Raw genomic sequence first — 21,005 nt, forward strand, 5'->3', positions numbered from 1 at the left:
CCGGTCCTTCCCAATTATTACACGTACCTGACAGGTCTATACTTGGCTCGATGCTTTTACAATTCCTGCGAGTATCGAGGTGCGGTGGTTTGTCGCGTAATAAGTCGGTGGCCGAAAGTATGATCTCGATTGTTTCCATCAGGAAATAAAGTGCTGCATTGATCTGCAGCCTTTACCGATCAAGCATCGTTTGCGTGAGAGGATCGGTTGCGTGATGATCGTGCAGCATCGCCGCGAGCTGATGCAGTTGTGCATCGCGAAAGCCCTCGGCCTCGATCGCTTTTACCGTGGCGGTCACGTAGTCGCGGTTGGCGCCGGACTGGCCATGGCCCTGGACGACATGGCGGTGCTGGTCGGCCAGCGACAGCCGGCCGGCATATTGCACATGGCCGCGGTCGACGACATAGGCGAGGGCGGAGACGCGCTCGCGCGCATCGTTCTCCAGCCACACCGAGCGCATGACCTCGCGATAGACCGACGTCACCTGTTCGCGCGCGCGCAAATAGGCGACGACGTCGGCGCGGTTCGCTTCAGCGACGCGGAAGGCGATGCCGCGGCAGGCGCCGCCGCGGTCGAGCCCGAGTACCAGGCCCGGCTTCTCCGGCGTGCCGCGATGCACGAAGGAATAAACGCAGAGCGCGCGATGCTCGCCGACCAGACGCGCCGGGACGCGCTCGATAAACTCGAAGCCCGGCCGCCACATCAGCGAGCCGTAGCCGAACACCCAGAGGTCGCCCTTGGCTGTGGTGACGGAGGGGAGGGTGATTTCGGACATTTCGGGCACGGCTACCAGAACGGCGGCCCCAAGCGAAGCGAATTCTCCGCCTTTCGGAGCAGGCCCATCTCGCTTACATTTGCCATCATCTGGGGTCAAAGGGTCGCCGCATGTCCGATATGACCGTTGCCGCAGGCCGGCGCTCCCGTTGGGGCCTTTTCATCGCACCCGTTCTCCTCCTGATCCTCGCGGTCGCGTGGAGCTGCTTCTGGTTCTATGCAGCCTCCCAGGCCGAAATCGCCGCAGATGCCTGGCGCGCACAGGAGGCCAAGTCCGGCCGCATCTATGATTGCGCCAAGCGTTCGGTCGCGGGTTTCCCGTTCCGCTTCGAGGTCCAGTGTTCCGGCGCCAGCGTCGCCCTGGTCTCGCAGAACGCCAGCAAGACGCCGTTCACGGCCAAGCTCGACAACATCCTGGTCATCGCCCAGGTCTATGATCCCAAGCGGGTCATCGCCGAGTTTTCCGCGCCCGCGACGGTGACCGACGGCGTCACGCAAAACACCTTCGTGGTGAACTGGAGCAAGGGCCGCAGCAGCGTGGTCGGCCTGCCGGCGGTGCCGGACCGCGCTTCCATCGTGTTCGACGATCCCGCCATGACCAGGCTCGACGGCAGCGTGCAGGTGCCGCTGGCGCGCGCCAAGCAGGTCGAGCTGCACGGCCGCCTCGCCGATGGCTCGCCGGCCGATCATCCCGTGATCGAGACCGTGGCCCACATCGCACAGGGCAGCATTCAGGGCGTCCATCCCCTGCTTGCCGAGCCGTTCGAGGCCGACACGCGCGCCAAGATCACCGGCCTTTCCGACCTCACGCCAAAACCCTGGCCGCAGCGCTTCCGCGAGATCCAGGCCGCCGGCGGTCACATCGAGATCGTGCAGTCGCGCATCCAGCAGGGCGAGATGATCGCGGTCGCGGCCGGGACGCTCGGCCTCTCGGCCAATGGCCGACTGGACGGCGAATTGCAGATGACCGTGACGGGCCTTGAGCGCGTGATCCCGGCGCTCGGCATCGAGAAGATGCTGGAAGAGGGCGTGCCGCAGGCAACGCTCGACCGCGTCGCGCCCGGCGTGAAGTCGCAGGACCTCAACAATCTGTTCGGCGCGCTCGATCGCGCCGTTCCCGGCCTTGGCAAGGTGATCAAGCAGAACGCCAATGCCGGCGTTGCCGCCGGTATCAATTCGATCGGCACCGAGAGCACGCTGGAAGGCAAGAAGGCCCGCAGCTTCCCGCTGAAATTCGTCGACGGCACCGTGCTGCTCGGCCCGGTCAAGGTCGGCCAGATCCCGCCATTGTATTAGGGACGACGGAGCGCGACGACGCGCTACGGCTTCTTGCCGAGCTGGGCATGCGGCCGGCCGAAATCGGCCGCCGCCGAATCCTGGCCGATCTCGACGATGCCGCGGCGGATGGCGCGGGTGCGGGTGAAATGGTTGAACAGCGCCTCGCCGTCGCCGCGACGCATGGCACGCGTGAGCTTTGCCAGATCCTCGCTGAAGGTGCCGAGCATCTCGAGCACGGCCTCCTTGTTGGCCAGGAACACGTCGCGCCACATCGTCGGGTCGGAGGCGGCGATGCGGGTGAAATCGCGGAAACCGCCGGCGGAGAATTTGATCACCTCGGATTCCGTGACTTCCTGCAGCTCGTCGGCGGTGCCGACGATGGTGTAGGCGATCAGATGCGGCAGATGGCTGGTGATCGCGAGCACGAGATCATGATGATCCGGCGTCATGACCTCGACCTTGGCGCCCATCGCGGCCCAGAAGGCGCGCAGGCGGTCGGTGGCACCGGCATCGACGCCTTCCGGCGGCGTCAGAATGCACCAGCGGTTGATGAACAGCTCGGCGAAGCCGGAGTCAGGTCCCGAATGCTCGGTGCCCGCCACGGGATGCGCCGGCACGAAATGGACATTCTTCGGCAGATGCGGCGCCATGTCCCTGACGATCGCGCCCTTGACCGAGCCGACGTCGGAGATAACAGCGCCGGGCTTCAGGTGCGCGGCGATTTCCTGCGCCACCGGCCCGCAGGCGCCGACGGGAATGCAGAGGATGACGAGGTCGGCGTCCTTCACGGCCTCCGCATTGGTCGCCACGACCCGGTCGACGATGCCGAGCTCGAGCACCCGCGCGCGCGTCTTCTCCGAGCGCGCGGTGGTGACGATCTCGCCGGCCAGGCCCTGGAGCTTCGCAGCGCGCGCGATCGAGCCGCCGATCAGGCCGAAGCCGATCAGGGCGACGCGCTGGAAGTGCGGGTTCGTACTCATTTGCCGGCCATGAAGTCGCGCAGGCCCTCGATCACGAGGCGGTTGGCCTCCTCGGTGCCGATGGTCATGCGCAGCGAATGCGGCAGGCCGTAATTCTTCAGCGCGCGCAGCACGAGGCCGCGCCTGGTCAGATAGGCATCGGCCGCGTCCGAGGTCTTGCCGGTTTCGGGGAAGTGGATCAGCACGAAATTGGCGACGCTGGGCGTCACCTTCAGGCCGAGCTTGCCGATCTCCTCGGTCAACCGGTTGCGCCAGGTCTCGGTGAACTGCTTCGACATCGCCTGGTGCGCGGTGTCCTCGATCGCGGCGACCGCAGCGTACATCGCCGGCGTCGACACGTTGAAGGGACCGCGGATGCGGTTGACGGCGTCGATGATGTGCTCGGGACCGAACATCCAGCCGATGCGCAGCGCGGCGAGGCCGTGGATCTTGGAGAAGGTGTGCGTCACCACCGTGTTCTCGGTGGTGGCGACCAGCTCGATCCCCATCTCGTAGTCGTTACGGGACACGTAGTCGCAATAGGCGGCATCCAGCACCAGCAGCACGTGCGAGGGCAGGCCGGCGCGCAGGCGCTTGACCTCGTCGAACGGAATATAGGTGCCGGTCGGATTGTTCGGGTTGGCGAGCCAGACCAGCTTTGTCTTCGGCGTCACCGCCTTGAGGATGGCGTCGACGTCGCAGGTGAGGTTCTTCTCCTGCGCGATCACGTTCTTGGCGCCGACCGCCATGGTCGCGATCGGGTAGACCAGGAAGCCGTGCGTGGTCGAGATCGCCTCGTCGCCGTGGCTGAGATAGGTGTGCGCGAGCAGATTGAGGATCTCGTCCGAGCCGGCGCCGCAGATGATGCGATTGGGGTCGAGACCGTAGGCGCGGCCGATCGCTTCGCGCAGCACGCGGGAGGTGCCTTCCGGATAATCTTCCAGATGATCAGCCACGTGCTTGAAGGCCTCGATCGCCTTGGGCGAGGGCCCGAACGGCGTCTCGTTGGCCGAGAGCTTGAACACCTTGCGGCCCGGCTCCGGCACCGGGGTCTTGCCGGGCGTGTAGGGCGCAATATCGAGAATGCCGGGATTCGGCACGGGGCGGGACATCTTCAACTCCGGATAGGCTTAGGCTGTTCGCGATTTACGATTTGGGCCCGGTCGGGGCCACCGTATAGCGCGTTGCGTGGCTGCCGACGAGGGCCGTGGAGCGCACCGAGGCCCCCGCCTCGATCAGGGCAGCTTTGATCTTGTCGATGCTGCTCGCAGCCGTGACCGAGACCAGCAGCGCGGCGCCGTCGAAGGCGGTATCGGGCACCGCCACGATCTCGGCGAGCGGCGACAGCGCCCGCGCGATCTCGGCATTCCAGCCGGAGACGCGCACGCTGAAGGTCTCGACCTCCGTCACCAGGGCGCTGTCGGCGACGCGCGAGATCGCGAACACGGGCAGTGCGGCCGGATGGTCGGCGCGCTCGACGAAGGGCATCCGCGCGATGATTTTCGGTGCGCCTGCTGCCTCCAGCTCCAGCCACCATGGCGTGCGGCTGGAGGTCGCCGAGACCAGCGCCAGATCGCCCTTGGATTTCGCCACCGCCTCGACTGCGGCCTGCGCGCTGAAATGCGCGACGTAAGGCACGGTGAAGCCGAAATGGAAGCGCACGGAATCGCGCATGGCAGGCTCGCTCACCGAGATGTCGGCGTGCACCGAGAACGGCGCCTGCACATAGGTGAACGTGGAGATGATGACGCGCCAGATGCTCTCGACCGTGTCGAGCGGCAGGATGCCGCGATGACGCTGGACGATGTCGCGCATCATGGAGGCCTCGCGGGCGGGGCGGAACGCCGAGCCGACCTCCTGGGTCTGCTTCACCTGGATCAGGCGGTCGATGATGTCGCCGCGCTTCATCAGCAGGCGATGCATGCCCTCATCGATCTCGTCGATCTCCTTGCGCAATTCCTGCAATGACGGTGGCGCGGGCGGACGTTGGGACATATCTGGCAAGGGCGGTTGAGAGGCGTTCCAATGCGGATCCATCAGGCCGGTCCGCTGCGATCGATGTCCTGATTAGGCAGTCGGGGCGGCGAAAGCAAAGAGAAATGACGGCCTTTTGAGCCGCTGGCGCAGAGAGGAATTTGGTCAATCCGGACCGCGGCTTGACGAAAACCGCCCAAGACAGTAGATTTTGCCTGTTCCGTGGTCATTTGAGCCGGCCGGCTTGCAGCCACGTTAAAAAACTCGCTAAACAGGCCGGGGACGCTTTCGATCCCGGCCGAACCTATCGTTCAGGCCGGGTTTTTCATGGCCTGATGTCACTGCGATCTGAAGTCCGATCGCACATGAGGTCGATGGTCAGATGGTTGGCGTCAAGTCGATTCCAAGTCCCGCGATCAGTGCCGACGAGCGTTCGCACGAGGTGGATCATCCGAGTTCGCTCGTCGCCCATTTCGGCGCTGATCAGCCGCTGCCGCTCGACTGCGGGGTGGATCTTTCGCCGTTCCAGATCGCCTACCAGACCTATGGCGAACTCAACGCGGACCGCTCCAACGCCATCCTGATCTGTCACGCGCTGACCGGCGACCAGCATGTCGCCAATGTGCATCCCGTCACCGGCAAGCCGGGCTGGTGGGAAACATTGGTCGGTGCGGGCCGTCCGCTCGATCCGAGCCAATACTTCATCATCTGCGCCAACGTCATCGGCGGCTGCATGGGTTCGACCGGGCCAGCCTCGCTCAATCCCGCGACCGGCAAGGTGTGGGGGCTGGATTTTCCCGTCATCACCATTCCCGACATGGTGCGCGCGCAGGCGATGCTGATCGACCGGCTCGGCATCGACACGCTGTTCGCGGTCGTCGGCGGCTCGATGGGCGGCATGCAGGTGCTGCAATGGACTGCGGCCTACCCTGCGCGCGTGTTCTCCGCGCTGGCGATCGCCTGCTCGACGCGGCACTCGGCCCAGAACATCGCCTTCCACGAGCTCGGCCGCCAGGCCGTGATGGCCGACCCCGACTGGCACAACGGCGGCTATGCCGATCAAGGCATTCATCCGCATCGTGGCCTCGCGGTCGCGCGCATGGCCGCACACATCACGTATCTGTCGGACGCCGCGCTGCACCGAAAATTCGGCCGCCGCATGCAGGATCGCGATCTGCCGACCTTTTCGTTCGACGCCGACTTCCAGGTCGAATCCTATCTGCGTTACCAGGGCTCGTCCTTCGTCGAGCGCTTCGACGCCAATTCCTATCTCTATCTGACCCGCGCGATGGACTATTTCGACATCGCCGGCGACCATGGCGGCGTGCTCGCGAAGGCGTTTGCGGGCATCCAGACCCGCTTCTGCGTGGTCTCCTTCACCAGCGACTGGCTGTTTCCGACCTCGGAATCGCGCGCGCTGGTGCATGCGCTGAATGCGTCGAGCGCACGGGTGTCGTTCGCCGAGATCGAAACCGATCGCGGCCACGATGCCTTCCTGCTCGACGTGCCCGAATTCCTCGACATATCCCGCGCCTTCCTGCAATCGGCGGGCAAGGCGCGCGGGCTCACCGGCAAGAATGACTGATAAGGACGGCTAGCCATGTCTGTACAGGAAGTGTTGCCGCTCGGCGGTCTCGCTGCGGGGCAATCCGGTCAGTTTCGCGCCGACCATCTGCTGGTCGCCGAAATGGTCAAGCCGGGCTCGAAAGTGCTCGATGTCGGCTGCGGTGACGGCGATCTGCTCCAACTGCTGGAAACGCGCGGCATCGACGGCCGCGGCATCGAGCTGTCGCGCGAGGGCGTCAACCGCTGCGTCGCCAAGGGCCTTGCGGTGGTGCAGGGCGACGCCGACACCGATCTCGTCAACTATCCCGACGACGCCTTCGACTACGTGATCCTGTCGCAGACGCTGCAAGCGACGCGGCAGCCGAAGGTGGTGCTGGAGAATCTGCTGCGTATCGGCCGCCGTGCCATCGTCTCGTTCCCGAATTTCGGCTTCTGGAGGATGCGGCTGCAACTCCTGATCGGCGGCCACATGCCGCGCACGGAAAATCTGCCGGCAAGCTGGTACGACACCGCCAACATCCACTTCTGCACCATCAAGGACTTCGTCGAGCTCTGCGACGAAATCCACGTCAAGATGGAGCGCGCAGAGGCGCTGGATCTCTACGGCCGCCCGCTGCGGCTGCGGATGCCGTGGTGGGTGTGGAATCTGTTCGGCGAGCAGGGCGTGTTTCTGCTGACGCGCGGGCAAGGAAAGTAGTTTTTCGTAGCCCGGATGGAGCGAAGCGCAATCCGGGGCAGGCCATGCCGCATGCAAGAATCCCGGATTACGCTTCGCTCCATCCGGGCTACGCAGCGCGCTAATGCGCCGCCAGCGACCTCGCATCGCGCACCGGCCACCGGCCCGCTTCCACCAGTGTCACGAACCGCTCCACGCTCTCGTTGAACAGCGCGGGCTCCTCGAGGTTGAGCACGTGGCCCGATTTCGGAAACATCGCGAGCCCCGCGGCCGGCAGGTGCTTCTTCAAGAACAGGCTCGCCCCGACGCAGGGATCGTCCTCGTCGCCGCAGATGATCAGCGCCGGCGTGGACGCCTTCTTGATCGCATCCGTCATGGTGTAGATCGACGGCCTGCCGCCCTGGAAGCCGCGCATCGTGTTGGCCGATCCCCGGGAATCATGCCGCGCCAGTGCGGCGTAGAAATCGGCGTGGCCGCGCGGGTCCTTGACCAGGAAGGGAATCCGGCTCGGTGCCTCGCGCGTGATTTTTGCGACTTCCGCAGAGCCTGATGTCTCGAACTGCTCGGCATTGGCGCGGCACTGCTTGCGCCAGGCCTCGAGGTTGTCGAGCTCCGAGCCCGAGCCGACGCCGGCCAGCGTCATCGACAGCGCACGCTGCGGCGCGTTCAATCCGATCTGGAGCGCGGAATAGGCACCCATCGATAATCCCACGAGATGCGCATGCTCGATCCCGAGATGATCGAGCACGGCCAGCGCGTCGGTATAGAAATGCGTGTAGGTGTAGACTTCGCCGGCGGGCACGTCCGACGGCGTGTAGCCGCGCGCCGAATAGGTGATGCAGCGATGGCCGCGCGAGAAGTAACGCATCTGCGGCTCCCAATTGGTGTAGTCGGCCGCGAACTCGTGCAGAAAAAGTATCGGCGTTCCCTGACCCGCTTCCTCGAAATAGATGCGGACGTCGTCCCTGGTCGTGGCGTGGGGCATTAACTGTTTCCCTCTCTTCAAGCCGCCTTTGGAGGATTGCAGTTAATGTTGTTGTCCGCAATGCGGCAGCATCGGGCGAGCAACGGCGCAAAATCATCGCAGCCATTCGCGGGCGTGGCGTCTTCTTCTCGCCACATCGGGCGGCTTAACGGCGAGACGGATGTCGGCCACCGCACGGGCCGATTGGAACTGGGGGTGTCAACGAAGGATGAAGAATGTTTGAGTTGTTTGCGTCTCGCCTGTCGCGTTGTGTTGTCGCGCTGGCGATCTTCTTCGCGGCCGTTGCCGCGTTCGTTTCTCCGGCCTCAGCGCGGCCGCATCATCGTCACAGCGCAGAGCGGCACGCTCACGCGCATCACGCCAGCAGATATCATCATTACCGCCACCATGGACGCAGCTCGCGCTTCGAGCGCGGAGCGGCGCAGTTGCAGGCCGGCGGCTTCATGAACACGCAGGCCAGCTACGATCCGAACGCCAACAGCGGCGGCATGGGTGACATGCGCTACACGGGCGGCGGAGAGATGGGCTTCGGCGGAAACATGAGCCGTGCTGGCAATATGACCCGTGCCGGCAGGATGAGCCACGCTGTCAACAAGAACGGCGCTGGCGACATCGGCAATGCCAGCAGCACGGCCATGAGCAGCGGCTTCGGCGGTGGATCGGGCCTCGTGTCAGAGGCGCGCCGCTATGTCGGCAGTAATCCGACCGGGCGCGGCAGCCTGTGGTGCGCGCGCTTCATGAACATGGTGCTGGAGAAAACCGGCCACCGTGGCACCGGATCGGACATGGCAAATTCTTTCGCGCATTACGGCACGCGTGTCTCCGGTCCGCAGGTCGGTGCCATCGCCGTGATGTCTCGCGGCGGTCGGGGCGGTCATGTCGGCATCATCACCGGCATCGACGCTCAGGGCAATCCGATCATGATCTCCGGCAACAACGGCAACCGCGTCCGCGAGGCGCCGATCTCGCGCGGGCGGATCTATGCGTATGTGATGCCGAACTGAGACACGTCATTGCGAGCGAAGCGAAGCAATCCAGAATGCCTCCGCGGAAATAGGCTGGATTGCTTCGTCGCTTCGCTCCTCGCAATGAGGAGTCTGTTGAGGCGGCGTCCCGTTACACCAGTCTCGGCTCTTCCACCGCGACCGCATCCCCCACGCCGATCTCGCCGTCGGCGATCACCTCGGCATAGATGCCGCAATCCATGTGGCCGAGATGGCGCGAGAGCGTCGGCGGTATCTCGAGATCGCGCACCGCGGTCTCGGGATCGACATTTGTGGCGGGGCAACGGACGATGCGCTTGACCACCTTCAGCCGGGCCTGGCCGATCGCGAGCGTCTGGCCGACGAGGTCGAGCTCGGACCAGGCCGGCCAGCCCTTAACGTAAAGATTGGCGCGGAAGCGCAGCGGGTGGACCGGGGCCCCGCCGAGCATGGTTTCGATGGCGCGGACGCTGCCGAGATTGATGATCGACACGACCTTGCGGGCGACGTCGGAAAAGCTGTGGTCGCGGCCGGACAGCACTTTTGGCGGCCCCTTCAGCTCCGGCTGAAAATTTTTGCGGAAATAATCCTCGATGGCGGCGCGCCCGGCTTCGGTTTCCAGATCGCCGCTGGCGACGATCTGGCCGTCCTTGCGGATGGTCAGGCGGTTGGTCGCATCCTCGAACCGGCTGTCGAGGGACGCCAGCCGCTCATTGCGCGCCAGCATCAGGAACTGGATTTTCGGCTTCCACCCGGGCTGCTCGGGATCGAACCCGCTCGGCCCGTTCTCGATGGCGTAGCGGCGGTCGGCGGGCAGGGTCTGACCGGTTCTTAAGGGGACACGGGGCAGCGGTTCCGGCGTCAGGCCCTTGATCGGGTAGCGATAGAGGCCGGTGATTTCGGCAGTCTGGCTGGCTGTCATGCCGCTACTTAAGGGATTCGACCGAGACCCGCCAGCAGACGGATCAGCGCACGAAATTGTGAACGCGCCTCTTCCGATCCGAGGCTTTGCTTCCCACATCTGGGTCAGGCCGGCGCCAGCGCCGGCTGATAACGACACCGTTTGATGCTTTGAGGAACGTCAACGTATCAGGTGGAAACCCAATGAAGATGCCGTTTGGAGTGCCTTAGAGGGCTCCAGGGGCAGGCCGAGGGAAAGAAAAGACCATGAATATCGACAAATATACCGAGCGCTCCAGGGGCTTCATCCAGTCCGCGCAGTCGCTCGCCGTGCGCGAGGGGCACCAGCAGTTTTCGACCCTGCACGTCCTGAAAGTCCTGCTGGACGACAATGAAGGGCTGGCTGCCGGCCTGATCGACCGCGCCGGCGGTAATTCCCGTGCCATCCTGAAGGCGACCGACGAGGCCCTGGGCAAGGTGCCGAAGGTCTCCGGCGGCGGCGCCGGGCAAATCTATCTGGCGCCCGATCTCGCCCGCACCTTCGACGCCGCTGAAAAGGCCGGCGAGAAGGCCGGCGACAGTTTTGTCACCGTCGAGCGGCTGCTGCTCGGCCTCACGCTGGAGAAGACCAGCGAGGCCGGCGCGATCCTGAGCAAGGGCGGTGTCACCCCGCAAAATCTCAACGCCGCGATCGAAGCGCTGCGCAAGGGCCGCACGGCGGATTCGGCGACCGCCGAGAACGCCTATGACGCGCTGAAGAAATATGCCCGCGACCTGACCCAGGCCGCGCGCGACGGCAAGCTCGATCCGGTCATCGGCCGCGACGAGGAGATCCGCCGCACGATTCAGGTGCTCTCGCGCCGGACCAAGAACAACCCCGTTCTGATCGGCGAGCCCGGCGTCGGCAAGACCGCGATCGCCGAAGGGCTAGCGCTGCGCATCGTCAACGGCGACGTGCCCGAGAGCCTCAAGGACAAGAAGCTGCTGTCGCTCGACCTCGGCTCGCTGATTGCGGGTGCGAAATACCGTGGCGAGTTCGAGGAGCGGCTGAAGGCCGTGCTCCAGGAAGTGACCGGGAGCGAGGGCACCTTCATCCTGTTCATCGACGAGATGCACACGTTGATCGGCGCGGGCAAGGGCGATGGCGCGATGGATGCCTCCAACCTGCTCAAGCCGGCGCTCGCGCGCGGCGAGCTGCACTGCATCGGCGCGACCACGCTCGACGAGTATCAGAAGCACGTCGAGAAGGACGCGGCGCTGGCGCGGCGGTTCCAGCCGATCTTCGTCAGCGAGCCCTCGGTCGAGGATACCATCTCGATCCTGCGCGGGTTGAAGGACAAGTACGAGCAGCACCATGGCGTGCGGATCACCGATTCCGCGCTCGTGGCGTCCGCGACGCTGTCCAATCGCTACATCACCGACCGTTTCCTGCCGGACAAGGCAATCGACCTCATGGACGAGGCCGCGGCGCGGCTGAAAATGCAGGTCGATTCCAAGCCTGAAGAACTCGATTCGATGGATCGGGAAATCATCCGGCTGAAGATCGAGCAGGAGGCGCTCAAGAAGGAAAGCGATGCCGGCTCGAAGAGCCGCCTGCAGACGCTGGAGAAGGAGCTGGCCGACCTCGAGGAGAAATCGGCTGCGCTGACGGCACGCTGGAGCGCGGAGAAGAACAAGCTCTCCGACGCCCAGAAGCTGAAGGCGGAGCTCGATGGCCTGCGCGTCGAGCTTGCCAACGCGCAGCGGCGCGGTGAATTCCAGAAGGCCGGCGAACTCGCCTATGGCCGGATTCCCGAACTCGAGAAGCAGCTTGCCGACATCGAGGCCAAGGAGAACTCCGGCGAGATGATGGAGGAGGCGGTCACCGCCAACCATATCGCGCAGGTGGTCTCGCGCTGGACCGGCGTGCCCGTCGACAAGATGCTGGAGGGCGAGAAGGACAAGCTCCTGAAGATGGAGGAGCAGCTCGGCACCCGCGTCGTCGGCCAGGCCGAGGCCGTGCGTGCGGTCGCAACCGCCGTGCGCCGCTCGCGGGCAGGCCTGCAGGACCCGAACCGGCCGATGGGCTCGTTCATGTTCCTCGGGCCCACCGGCGTCGGCAAGACCGAGCTGACCAAGGCGCTCGCCGAGTACCTGTTCAACGACGAGACCGCGATGGTTCGCCTCGACATGTCCGAATACATGGAGAAGCACTCGGTCTCGCGGCTGATCGGCGCGCCTCCGGGCTATGTCGGCTATGACGAGGGCGGCGCGCTCACCGAAGCGGTGCGGCGCCGGCCTTACCAGGTCGTGCTGTTCGACGAGATCGAGAAGGCGCATCCCGACGTCTTCAACGTCCTGTTGCAGGTGCTCGACGACGGCCGCCTGACCGATGGCCAGGGCCGCACCGTCGACTTCCGCAACACGCTGATCATCATGACGTCGAACCTCGGTTCGGAGTTCCTGGTGAACCAGCCGGAGGGCGAGGACACCTCGGCCGTGCGCGAGCAGGTGATGGGAATGGTGCGCGGGCATTTCCGCCCCGAATTCCTCAACCGCGTCGACGAGATCATCCTTTTCCACCGCTTGCAGCGGAGCGAGATGGGCCGGATCGTCGAGATCCAGTTCGCGCGGCTCCAGAAGCTCCTGGCCGATCGCAAGATCGTGCTGACGCTCGATGCCGCGGGCCGCGACTGGCTTGCCGCCAAGGGCTGGGATCCCGCCTACGGCGCAAGGCCGCTGAAGCGGGTGATCCAGCGTTACGTCCAGGATCCGCTCGCCGAGATGATCCTCGGCGGCGACGTCAGGGACGGCGATGCGGTCGCGATCTCTTCCGAAGGCAACGTGCTGACCTTCAACGGCAAGGCGCCGCAGACCGCAGAGATCACCCAGTTCGAGGCGCCGGCTTCGAAGCGCAAGCTGAACTGATCACCGGCGTTCCCTGCTCAATAGAGTCCCCTCGGAGAGGCGTTCTTTCCGGGGGGGGGGGTTGGTCACGCCGGCCGGCTGGCTCGCCGACTGCGGCGAGCCGGACGCTACTTCTTCACGACCCTGTAGATCGCGTTCTCGATGTCGGAGCTGAAATAGATCACTCCGGAGGCGCCGATCGCCACGCCCGTCGGGATGTGGGTCGGCAGCCCGCCGGGCGCGCCGGTCAGGCCGATCGGAAGGTTGGCGGCGATCTCGGTCACCTTGCCGTCCTCCGGCGCGATCTCGATCAACCGCTTCGCGCCGACTTCCGCCACGATCAGCTTGCCGTCGCTGGCGCGTGCGAGGCCCTCGGGCATTTTCAGGTCCTTGGCGATCACGGTTCTTTCGCCGTTCTTGTCGACCCTGGACACCTGCCCCGCAAAGGCCTCGGTGACATAGACCTCGCCGCTCGACCCGCCGGCGAGCCCGAGCGGGCCCTCGAGGCCGCCGATCAGCGTCGTACGGTCCTTGCCGTGCTCGCCGCTGACGCGGACCAGCGATTTGGTGCCGAGCTCGGCGACCAAGATGCTGCCGTCCTCGATCACGATCGCGTCATGCGGCGCCTTGAAGCCGTGCAGCATGTCGCGCGTCGCGCCGGTCTTGCCGTCGATCACCTGCACGGTGCCGGTGAACCAGCTCGACAGGACCACGTCGTTGCCCCTGGCCGTCGCACTCATCGGATATTCGAGGCTGACGCCGTCGGCATGCATGCGCGCCCTCTCGGTGACCTCGCCGGTCGCACCGTCCACCGTGCGATAGGCAAATACGTCGGCGACGTGGATCGTATCCTTGCCATTCTCCGAGGTGACGCCGATGCCGCCGGGCAAAGCGAGCTTGCCGATGATGACCTGCCTTGTCTTGCCTGTCGCCGGATCGACCTCCTGGATGCCGTTGTCGGCCATGTTGGAGACGTAGATGCGGTCCTTGGCGTCGATCGCGAGATTGTCCAGCGACGGCTTCAGCTGCGCGACCATGGTCTTGGCGCCCGATTTGGGATCGACCCGGACGAGCTGGCCGAGCGCGGTGTCGACCACCCAGAGATTGCCCTTGGAATCGAAGTTTACCGCGGCCGGGACCTTGAAGCCCTCGGCGACCACGGTCAGCTCCGCCGTGTCGACGTCGACCCTGGCGACCTGGCCCTTGAACCAGAGCGGCCCGTAGAGCTTGTCGTCGGGCCCGAACTCGAAGCCGTTGAGGCCTCCCATCTTCTCCATGATCTGGCGCGGCGGTTTGACGCCCTCGACGTCGATCTCATAGAGCGTGTCGCCGAGGAAAACGGTGGTGGCGTAGAGCCTGCCATCCTTGCGGAAGGCCAGCGAATTGATGCCGGGAAGGCCGGACGCGAGCTTCCTGATCGGGCCGTCGCCCTTGCGCGCATAGAGATCGCCGGCCAGGAAGCCGGTCCAGGCCATGGTGCCGTCGGGCGCGAATGCGATGTCGTCAGCCATTCCGATCGGTGCGGGGATTGCAACCTTGGCGGTACCGCCTGAAATGTCGACCTCATAGAGCATTGCGCCCGCGACGCTGCCGGCGAACAGGTGACCGTCCTTGTCGATTCCGAGCCCGTGCACGCCATGGAACGCCGAGCCGGGGACGAGTTTCGTAACGTCCCAGGTTTGAGCCGATGCGCTCGTGACGGAGAAAACGGCAGCAATCAGGGCTGCGCAGGCGAGCCTGTTCTTCATGGCGAGACCTCCCGTTTTTTGGAAAGTATTCGCCCCTCGATCGGCTTTGGCAAACGAAACTTGAAATTGTGATGCCGTGAAGCGGCCTCGCTTCACTGCATTCCATTCATCCATGTCGATGAAGATGTCCGGCCGGTGTCGGTCGGTTGCTACTAGCGGTTGCTCACCTGCAACGGCCCGCCGGTCGCATCCGACATGCGGGCGATGGCGCCGCCGCGGCCGCTCATCATGCCGTCGAGCCGGTCGCGCTCCTTCTCGAAGCCGGCCAGCATCGGGCCTTCCAGCGAACGGCCGCGCGGCAGTTTCACGCGCAGCGGGTCGACGAAGCGGCCGTTGACCAGGATTTCGTAGTGCACATGTGGGCCGGTCGACGCGCCGGTCGAGCCGACGAAGCCGATCACCTGGCCCTGGCGCACTTTCTTGCCGACTTCCATGCCCTTGGCGAAAGCCGACATGTGGCCGTAAGCGGTCTCGTAGCCGTTATTGTGCTTGATGCGGATGTATTTGCCGTAACCGCCCTCGGGGCCGATCTTTTCGATCGCGCCGTTGCCGGAGGCGAAGATCGGCGTGCCGTAGGCGGTGGCCCAGTCGACGCCGGTGTGCATCTTCACATAGCCCAGGATCGGATGGCGGCGGCCGCCGAAGCCCGAGCGCATGATGGCGTTGTTGACGGGCTTCCTGACCAGGAACTTCTTCGCGCTCTTGCCGGTCTCGTCATAGTAGTCGACGACGCCGTCGTCGGGGCTCTGGTAGCGATAGTATTTCTTGGTCTCGCCGCCGACCGTGAGGGACGCGAACAGCACGTCGTTCTTTTCGGTGGACGTCACGCCCTCGTCTTCGCCGGCGTAGAAGACGTCGAATGAATCGCCTGGCTGCACCTTGCGCTGGAAATCGACGTCGTAGGAGTAGATCTTGATCATGTCGTCGATGACAGGCATCGGCACTTTGTTGCGCATCGCGGTCTCGTAGATGCTCTGGTAGAGCCGCACGCCGGTGCCGTCATCGTCGTCATCGTCGTCGCTGTTGGCGTTGGCCGCAGCCTCCGCGACGGTGTTCATGCTGGAGACGTCGACCGCGACGTATTTGCCGAGATCGGACAATGCCGCGATCGCTTCGACCATGGTGTCGTTTGCAACCACGACGCGATAGGGCTGGAGGCGGGCGCCGGGGCTTGCGGGCGCCATCAGGATGCGGAGTTTTTCGCCTTCCTTCAGGCCGCCGTCGCGGCCGCGGGGCCCGAGCGTTGCGGTGATCGCCTTGATTTCGTCGGCGGTCGCGCCGAGATCGCGCAGGACGGAGCCGACGCTGTCGCCCTTCTTGACCGCATGGATGCGTTCGCCGTTGGGATTGCCGCCGGTGATCTGTTCCTTGGTCTTCGGCAGCAGCGTCACGTTTTCCGGCACCACGCGGGTCTCGAAGCCGGCATAGGGATCGGAGGGCGAGGCTTCGGCGGCGTAGGCGCTTCTGATGTCGGACGGGCCGGTCGCGCCGGAGATGTCGGCGGTGGCATTGGCCAGCGAGGCGTAGCGCACCCCGCCATTGCCGCGCCAGTTGGCGGCGTCGCGCACCCGCATCAGGATGTCGTCGAGCGCAACCACTGCGCTAATCTTGGCCTTCGGCAGCACCTGCGACAGGTCCTTGGTGACGAAGGAGACCTCGGCGTCGGGCTCGACGGCTTCCGGATTGTTCGGGTCTTCGGCTGCGGTCTTCGGGTCGGAGCCGACGTCGGTGAGCAGGCGCTGGGCGTTGAACGGCGGGATCTTCGCCGACAGATCGCTCGTCGTCATCGACAGATTGCCGGCGATCCGGATGAAGGGGCGCACCCGCATCACGTCGCGGTTGCCGACGCGGGCGACCGTCGAGACGCGCACGATGTTGCGCGACGCGGTGGATTCGCTCGGCGGCGGCAGGCGATCGCTCTTGTGCAGCGTGGCGGCGCGGTCGGCGGCGCCGAATGCACCGCGCAGCGCGCCCTCGACGCGCTCCGGCACCTTGGCGAAGGTCATCTCGCCGTCCAGAGATGCGAAAACGGCGCCGCCGATCAGGGCTGCGCCGCAGAGTCCGGTCAGAATTGTCCCGCTGAACCATTGCACCGAGACGCGACGGCGATCGATGACGGCGGCTTCCGAACCATCGACGGACAGCGGCGGCTCGTGGCCGAGATCGATGATCCCGGTCTCACGCCCGTAAGCGCCGCGTGACGTCCTGTGGTTCAACCCAAGTCCCCCAATCAACGACCCAAGAGGTCCATACAGCCTGGCCTATACCGGCCCGGTTTCGAGCCGCTTCCCAGTCGCCCTCTTCGAGGGGCATCGCAGGAAACGGCAAGCCGCACAGGCGTCCGCGGTCAGAAGGCCCTGATGACGGGCCGGCCGAAATTACGAACAGCTAAGCGGAAAAAGATCTCTCGATGTCTCTCGAATGTCTGAAGAAGGCCGCTTCATCGTATGATTGCCTTCCTCTGACCCCACGAAAACCGCCGGCAGCCCCCACTGGCATCCCCGCGATTCAAGCTTGTCTCTTATCAGAACGCCGCGGGAATGTGGCTCAAGTACGGCGCCTAATATGGAAAAAGTTTCCTGAAGGGCCGGACGCCGGGGGCCGCCAGGGGAGGGCGCCCAAAGCCGCGTCCGGAGCCCCTCCAGGGCCCCTCCAGAGCCCGCTGGGACACAAACTTTTTTTGAGATTTTTTGCCGGGCCGGATCGGCCGGCGCATTCTCGGTCCGTCTAATTGGCTGGAATCGCTGGAGTTTTTCGACAATCCACTGTGCGACGATTTGTTGACGATTGGCGTTGACAGCCCGGAAGGTGGGGCCTATAACCCCAACCACTGAGCGCGGCGCCGCCGGGTCACTGACCAAGGCGAGCGAACGCGCCACTGATGCTCCTCACCTTGTTGAGTGACACAACAGCCGACACCAGTCGGTTGGAGTTCATCCATCGTCGGTAAGGGTGTCGGAACCCTTCCTCTCTGGAAGGTTGGGGCCTCCACGGTCCCGGGCTGTTTGACAAGTGAAGATGAAGAAAGAGAAACGTGGACGGCGGAGTCCTTGCGGGTCTCGCTCTTGAAGAGCTTCGGCTTTTCGGGTTCGGGACCGGACGAAAGACTTCGGCGGTACACGTTTTAAAGGAAACACCATCGTTGCCAGCGATGTGAATCGCGGGCAGCTCGGCGGCTTCGGTCGTCGGAAAAATGGTGGGACCTCGTCAAACGTTGTGATCAGCCGGTTCAAAGTTCAAGTCCAACTTGAGAGTTTGATCCTGGCTCAGAGCGAACGCTGGCGGCAGGCTTAACACATGCAAGTCGAGCGGGCGTAGCAATACGTCAGCGGCAGACGGGTGAGTAACGCGTGGGAACGTACCTTTTGGTTCGGAACAACACAGGGAAACTTGTGCTAATACCGGATAAGCCCTTACGGGGAAAGATTTATCGCCGAAAGATCGGCCCGCGTCTGATTAGCTAGTTGGTAGGGTAACGGCCTACCAAGGCGACGATCAGTAGCTGGTCTGAGAGGATGATCAGCCACATTGGGACTGAGACACGGCCCAAACTCCTACGGGAGGCAGCAGTGGGGAATATTGGACAATGGGGGCAACCCTGATCCAGCCATGCCGCGTGAGTGATGAAGGCCCTAGGGTTGTAAAGCTCTTTTGTGCGGGAAGATAATGACGGTACCGCAAGAATAAGCCCCGGCTAACTTCGTGCCAGCAGCCGCGGTAATACGAAGGGGGCTAGCGTTGCTCGGAATCACTGGGCGTAAAGGGTGCGTAGGCGGGTCTTTAAGTCAGGGGTGAAATCCTGGAGCTCAACTCCAGAACTGCCTTTGATACTGAAGATCTTGAGTTCGGGAGAGGTGAGTGGAACTGCGAGTGTAGAGGTGAAATTCGTAGATATTCGCAAGAACACCAGTGGCGAAGGCGGCTCACTGGCCCGATACTGACGCTGAGGCACGAAAGCGTGGGGAGCAAACAGGATTAGATACCCTGGTAGTCCACGCCGTAAACGATGAATGCCAGCCGTTAGTGGGTTTACTCACTAGTGGCGCAGCTAACGCTTTAAGCATTCCGCCTGGGGAGTACGGTCGCAAGATTAAAACTCAAAGGAATTGACGGGGGCCCGCACAAGCGGTGGAGCATGTGGTTTAATTCGACGCAACGCGCAGAACCTTACCAGCCCTTGACATGTCCAGGACCGGTCGCAGAGATGTGACCTTCTCTTCGGAGCCTGGAGCACAGGTGCTGCATGGCTGTCGTCAGCTCGTGTCGTGAGATGTTGGGTTAAGTCCCGCAACGAGCGCAACCCCCGTCCTTAGTTGCTACCATTTAGTTGAGCACTCTAAGGAGACTGCCGGTGATAAGCCGCGAGGAAGGTGGGGATGACGTCAAGTCCTCATGGCCCTTACGGGCTGGGCTACACACGTGCTACAATGGCGGTGACAATGGGATGCTAAGGGGCGACCCTTCGCAAATCTCAAAAAGCCGTCTCAGTTCGGATTGGGCTCTGCAACTCGAGCCCATGAAGTTGGAATCGCTAGTAATCGTGGATCAGCACGCCACGGTGAATACGTTCCCGGGCCTTGTACACACCGCCCGTCACACCATGGGAGTTGGTTTTACCTGAAGACGGTGCGCTAACCCGCAAGGGAGGCAGCCGGCCACGGTAGGGTCAGCGACTGGGGTGAAGTCGTAACAAGGTAGCCGTAGGGGAACCTGCGGCTGGATCACCTCCTTTCTAAGGATGATCCTTCAGATAGCTTGCTATCTATCGGATCGTTTTAGAAACATCAGTGGCCAACGGTCGTCAGGATCGTTGAGCTGCATTGGCGGGATTTCGCCGTCTTCGTTTCTCTTTCTTCGCGGACGAACACGCGCTGGGGCTGCAGGCTTGCAGATCCCTGGTCCTTGACTGGATATGCGTTAGGGGCTTGTAGCTCAGTTGGTTAGAGCGCGCGCTTGATAAGCGTGAGGTCGGAAGTTCAAGTCTTCCCAGGCCCACCACTTTCATCGAGTGAGCATTCGTCTTCTGGTTACGGGGCCATAGCTCAGCTGGGAGAGCGCGTGCTTTGCAAGCATGAGGTCGTCGGTTCGATCCCGTCTGGCTCCACCAGATGGTTTGATCATCGACTGATCGTGCACCTGAAATCGTCCGCGAAACATCACTTCGCACTTGCTAGTCCGGATGGACGGCAAGCTGCGTGATTTCTGACATCGTAAAGAGGAGATCGATCCGAGTTGGATCGTGCGGCAAGCAATTGCCACGCGATACTTCATTATCTCCGGATCATTTCGGCGCTCGCGCGCCTTTCAGTGTGGCTCACAAGGCTGCGTCTGGAAGGAATGCGAGTTGTAAATGATCCTTTTAGCGAAGCTTGACCGCCTCGCTATCGGAACGATCTTACGAAGCAAGCTGGTCTTTCTAATCATTGTCCGGCTGTACGTAGCGTTCATCGAGGGCGCGCGCCGCAAGGCAATCGTACAGACAACATTCTGCCGAGTGTGTGGACATTGATAATGAGAGCAATCAAGTGCCTTAAGGGTGTTCGGTGGATGCCTTGGCGCTGAGAGGCGATGAAGGACGTGCTACGCTGCGATAAGCCGTGGGGAGCTGCGAAGAAGCTTTGATCCATGGATTTCCGAATGGGGAAACCCACCTTCGATAGCCGGAACTCCAAGACCTCAGTCGAGAGACTGTGGTGTGGAGTTCGACCAGAGATGGAAGACGCCAGACCTTTAGATTTCGATCGAAGAGGTTTTGGATTTCCGGTTATCAAGAGAAGGTATGAGACTTCTGAATACATAGGAGGTTTCAAGCAAACCCAGGGAACTGAAACATCTAAGTACCTGGAGGAAAGGACATCAACAGAGACTCCGTTAGTAGTGGCGAGCGAACGCGGACCAGGCCAGTGATACATCAAAGACAATCGGAACCAGTCAGGAAAGCTGGGCCTCAGAGGGTGATAGCCCCGTACGAGTAATGCGATGATGTATCCACGAGTAAGGCGGGACACGTGAAATCCTGTCTGAACGCGGGGGGACCACCCTCCAAGCCTAAGTACTCCTCAGCGACCGATAGTGAACCAGTACCGTGAGGGAAAGGTGAAAAGCACCCCGACGAGGGGAGTGAAATAGACCTGAAACCGGACACCTACAAACAGATGGAGCCCAAGATACGTTCTGGGTGACATCGTACCTTTTGTATTATGGGCCAGCGACTTAATTTAACGAGCAAGCTTAAGCCGATAGGCGAAGGCGTAGCGAAAGCGAGTCTGAATAGGG

The 21,005-nt window shown here is 63.2% G+C and carries 13 protein-coding genes, 2 tRNA genes, 2 rRNA genes and 1 riboswitch (1 of these 18 only partly in view); of the genes, 9 read left to right on the plus strand and 8 right to left on the minus strand.

What is annotated here, in order from left to right:
* Positions 1–172 precede the first annotated feature (172 nt).
* Positions 173–775 carry a gamma-glutamylcyclotransferase gene (locus PMI42_RS14625; RefSeq protein ID WP_008135332.1) on the minus strand — a complete coding sequence of 201 codons (603 nt, stop codon included), beginning with the start codon at positions 773–775 and terminating at the stop codon, positions 173–175.
* A 110-nt stretch (positions 776–885) separates the two neighbouring features.
* On the opposite strand from PMI42_RS14625, the gene PMI42_RS14630 reads away from it, so the two are divergent.
* Positions 886–2,070: a DUF2125 domain-containing protein gene (locus PMI42_RS14630; RefSeq protein ID WP_008135333.1), complete on the plus strand. Its 1,185-nt coding sequence runs from the start codon at positions 886–888 to the stop codon at positions 2,068–2,070.
* Between the two features lie 23 nt (positions 2,071–2,093).
* Here PMI42_RS14630 and PMI42_RS14635 read toward each other — a convergent pair whose 3' ends face one another.
* The 3 genes from PMI42_RS14635 to PMI42_RS14645 are packed head-to-tail and all read right to left on the minus strand — an operon-like array spanning position 2,094 to position 5,006.
* Positions 2,094–3,032: a prephenate/arogenate dehydrogenase family protein gene (locus PMI42_RS14635; protein WP_008135334.1), complete on the minus strand. Its 939-nt coding sequence runs from the start codon at positions 3,030–3,032 to the stop codon at positions 2,094–2,096.
* On the minus strand, positions 3,029–4,123 hold the full coding sequence (hisC, locus tag PMI42_RS14640; RefSeq protein ID WP_008135335.1) for a histidinol-phosphate transaminase: 1,095 nt from the start codon (positions 4,121–4,123) through the stop codon (positions 3,029–3,031). Before hisC ends, PMI42_RS14635 begins: the two co-directional genes overlap by 4 nt.
* 34 nt (positions 4,124–4,157) lie before the next feature.
* Positions 4,158–5,006 carry a chorismate mutase gene (locus tag PMI42_RS14645; RefSeq protein ID WP_035965702.1) on the minus strand — a complete coding sequence of 283 codons (849 nt, stop codon included), beginning with the start codon at positions 5,004–5,006 and terminating at the stop codon, positions 4,158–4,160.
* Between the two features lie 191 nt (positions 5,007–5,197).
* A riboswitch (SAM riboswitch) is annotated at positions 5,198–5,277 on the plus strand.
* 90 nt (positions 5,278–5,367) lie between these two features.
* Here PMI42_RS14645 and metX point away from each other — a divergent pair.
* Both metX and metW read left to right on the plus strand, forming a co-directional pair.
* A complete protein-coding gene (metX, locus tag PMI42_RS14650; protein ID WP_008135337.1) occupies positions 5,368–6,570 on the plus strand; it encodes a homoserine O-acetyltransferase MetX in 1,203 nt (400 codons plus the stop codon).
* Between the two features lie 15 nt (positions 6,571–6,585).
* Positions 6,586–7,248, plus strand: a complete 663-nt coding sequence (gene metW / locus PMI42_RS14655) for a methionine biosynthesis protein MetW (RefSeq protein ID WP_008135338.1) — start codon at positions 6,586–6,588, stop codon at positions 7,246–7,248.
* 100 nt (positions 7,249–7,348) lie between these two features.
* Here metW and PMI42_RS14660 read toward each other — a convergent pair whose 3' ends face one another.
* The gene (locus PMI42_RS14660; protein WP_008135341.1) at positions 7,349–8,212 is read right to left on the minus strand and encodes an alpha/beta fold hydrolase; all 864 of its coding nucleotides are present in this window, start codon (positions 8,210–8,212) and stop codon (positions 7,349–7,351) included.
* 215 nt (positions 8,213–8,427) lie between these two features.
* Between PMI42_RS14660 and PMI42_RS14665 the strand changes: the two genes are divergently transcribed.
* The gene (locus tag PMI42_RS14665; protein WP_035965704.1) at positions 8,428–9,216 is read left to right on the plus strand and encodes a TIGR02594 family protein; all 789 of its coding nucleotides are present in this window, start codon (positions 8,428–8,430) and stop codon (positions 9,214–9,216) included.
* A gap of 112 nt (positions 9,217–9,328) precedes the next feature.
* Here PMI42_RS14665 and PMI42_RS14670 read toward each other — a convergent pair whose 3' ends face one another.
* Positions 9,329–10,117, minus strand: a complete 789-nt coding sequence (locus PMI42_RS14670) for an MOSC domain-containing protein (RefSeq protein WP_008135343.1) — start codon at positions 10,115–10,117, stop codon at positions 9,329–9,331.
* 245 nt (positions 10,118–10,362) lie between these two features.
* Here PMI42_RS14670 and clpB point away from each other — a divergent pair, with 245 nt between their 5' ends.
* Positions 10,363–13,002 (plus strand): ATP-dependent chaperone ClpB, encoded by a 2,640-nt coding sequence (gene clpB / locus PMI42_RS14675; RefSeq protein ID WP_008135344.1) that lies wholly within the window; start codon positions 10,363–10,365, stop codon positions 13,000–13,002.
* 107 nt (positions 13,003–13,109) lie between these two features.
* Here the strand turns inward: clpB and PMI42_RS14680 are convergent, their stop codons facing one another.
* Together PMI42_RS14680 and PMI42_RS14685 are read right to left on the minus strand one after the other, a co-directional pair.
* On the minus strand, positions 13,110–14,729 hold the full coding sequence (locus PMI42_RS14680) for an NHL repeat-containing protein (RefSeq protein ID WP_008135345.1): 1,620 nt from the start codon (positions 14,727–14,729) through the stop codon (positions 13,110–13,112).
* A gap of 152 nt (positions 14,730–14,881) precedes the next feature.
* Positions 14,882–16,945 (minus strand): M23 family metallopeptidase, encoded by a 2,064-nt coding sequence (locus PMI42_RS14685; protein ID WP_008135347.1) that lies wholly within the window; start codon positions 16,943–16,945, stop codon positions 14,882–14,884.
* A gap of 1,027 nt (positions 16,946–17,972) precedes the next feature.
* Here PMI42_RS14685 and PMI42_RS14690 point away from each other — a divergent pair.
* The 4 genes from PMI42_RS14690 to PMI42_RS14705 all read left to right on the plus strand — a co-directional run.
* Positions 17,973–19,461: ribosomal RNA gene (locus PMI42_RS14690) — 16S ribosomal RNA — on the plus strand.
* Positions 19,462–19,650: 189 nt separating this feature from the next.
* A tRNA-Ile gene (locus PMI42_RS14695) sits at positions 19,651–19,727 on the plus strand.
* A 33-nt stretch (positions 19,728–19,760) separates the two neighbouring features.
* A tRNA-Ala gene (locus PMI42_RS14700) sits at positions 19,761–19,836 on the plus strand.
* A 412-nt stretch (positions 19,837–20,248) separates the two neighbouring features.
* Positions 20,249–21,005: ribosomal RNA gene (locus PMI42_RS14705) — 23S ribosomal RNA — on the plus strand; it runs 2,115 nt beyond the window's last position.
* The 16S and 23S rRNA genes sit together here with 2 tRNA genes alongside, the layout of an rRNA operon.

It is taken from the genome of Bradyrhizobium sp. YR681 (assembly GCF_000282615.1).
GTDB lineage: Bacteria > Pseudomonadota > Alphaproteobacteria > Rhizobiales > Xanthobacteraceae > Bradyrhizobium.